Source organism: Bradyrhizobium sp. P2_E8, assembly GCF_056403875.1.
Genome location: NZ_JBFUES010001319.1, coordinates 1 through 1,686, shown reverse-complemented (window position 1 = coordinate 1,686; position 1,686 = coordinate 1). Strand labels below are relative to the sequence as shown.

2 protein-coding genes and 2 pseudogenes are annotated in these 1,686 nt (G+C 65.1%); 1 reads left to right on the top strand and 3 read right to left on the bottom strand.

What is annotated here, in order from left to right; genetic code table 11:
- Nucleotides 1-216 (bottom strand): annotated as a pseudogene (locus AC1D00_RS40025) (cytochrome P450); the annotation flags it as partial.
- A 66-nt stretch (nucleotides 217-282) separates the two neighbouring features.
- On the bottom strand, nucleotides 283-492 hold the full coding sequence (locus tag AC1D00_RS40020) for a ferredoxin (protein WP_135172397.1): 210 nt from the start codon (nucleotides 490-492) through the stop codon (nucleotides 283-285).
- A 149-nt stretch (nucleotides 493-641) separates the two neighbouring features.
- Between AC1D00_RS40020 and AC1D00_RS40015 the strand changes: the two genes are divergently transcribed.
- Nucleotides 642-1,289, top strand: a complete 648-nt coding sequence (locus AC1D00_RS40015; protein ID WP_271573479.1) for a TetR/AcrR family transcriptional regulator — start codon at nucleotides 642-644, stop codon at nucleotides 1,287-1,289.
- Here the strand turns inward: AC1D00_RS40015 and AC1D00_RS40010 are convergent.
- Nucleotides 1,286-1,686: pseudogene (locus AC1D00_RS40010) on the bottom strand (arylsulfatase); the annotation flags it as partial. The gene AC1D00_RS40015 and the pseudogene AC1D00_RS40010 overlap by 4 nt on opposite strands.

Genomic DNA, 1,686 nt, shown 5'->3' with positions numbered 1-1,686 from the left:
GAAATGCTCGGAGTCGTTGGCGATCTCGCGCACCGCCTCATAGGTGGTCGGCATGTAGCAGCCGAGGAAGCGCTCGGTGTGCACCACCGGGCTTGCGGAGCGCAACTCGTCCCAGATCGGGAAGGGGTCTTCCGTCCACTGCGGATCAGTATGGTCGAAATCGTTGACCCAATCGGTCACGGGCGGATGGGCGACAGGTTGGCTGACGTCGGACATCGCGGGGAAATCCTCAGGCTGTTGTTCGCTGAAATCACGCGCATGCGGGCATGCAAGAAGCCCGCGCTACTCCTCGATCACATCGATTGCGATTTCCGGGCAATTGGATTTGGCAAGCCAGGCCTTGTCTTCGAGCCCCGGCGGAACCGTGCCGTCGCCGGCTTCGCGGGCGTTGCCGTATTCGTCGAGCTCGAACAGCTCCGGCGCCAGCGCCTTGCAACGGGCATGGCCCTGGCATTTGTCGGGGTCGACGTGAACCTTCAGTCGCTCTGTCATGGCGGCTTCCTTGGTCGTATGCGCGCGGCGTCCGAAGGACGGCGCGTTCCTCTTTATGGGCGGCATTCGCCGCTCGTTCTAAGTTATATGCTATTACATTCGCGACAGGCTTCCCCTGTCAAGCGCAAACTTATAGGCTTGGCCGCAACATGCGTTCACAACTCGCCCGCAAGCCCGAGAACACCTACCACCACGGCGATCTCCGCGATGCCTTGATCAAGGCCGCGTTGCGCGAGGCGGAGCAGGGCGGCGCCGAGGCGATCAGCATCAAGGCGCTGGCAAAGCAGCTCGGCGTCTCGCAGCCGGCGCCCTACCGGCATTTCGCCGACCGCGAGGCGTTGCTGGCAGCGGTGACGGCGGAGGCGTTCCGGCAGCTCAGCGCGATTCTAAGCGAGGCGATGGCAAAGCCGTCCAAGCAATCGAAGCTATCGCGGCTGGCGCAGGCAACACTCGACTTCGGCCTGCGCCGCAACGGCATCTACCGCCTGATGTTCGCCTCGCGCACCGTGTCGTGCGCGGCCAAGGGCAGTGAGCTGCACGCGGCCACGCGCGAGACCTTTGCGCTCGTGATCGAGGCCCTGGAAGTGCCTGCCGTCGGCTATTTGCGCGAACGGCAAGCGCTCAAGATCTGGGCGGCCGTGCATGGCGTGGTGATGCTGGCGGAGCAGGGCCTGTTCACCGGCGAGTCGGCGCATGCCACGCGCGAGGAACTGGTCGAGGATTTTGTGAACGAAACGAAGGCCGCGCTCGCTGCTGCGATCAAGGATGCGCGACGTCGGAAAAGGTCCGGCGCCTAGACCCTCGCTTTCAGCAGCCTCATCAGCTTGTCGACCGCGCTGTCCGGGGTCGTCACGACCGGGCGGCCGGTGGCGTCGGCGACCAGCGGCGCGGTTGCCGCGATGCTGAATTGCGCGAGCGCAATGACGTCGCAATCGCGCAAGTCCTTTGACGCCTCGACAATCAGCTTGTCATGCGTGGCGCGATCGCCGCGATCGAGCGCCGCCAGCGCGCCCTCGGCAAGCTTTGGCACGACCTGAGCGGAGGCCGGAAATTCCGGCGGCATCGAGGCCAGCGTCGGCGCGAAGGTCGAGAGCAGGCCGATGCGCTTGCCCATCGTCACCGACCGTTCGATCATGGCCTCGTTCGGCTTGAGCACCGGCATCGGCGCATGCGCGTGCGCCACCGCCTCGATGC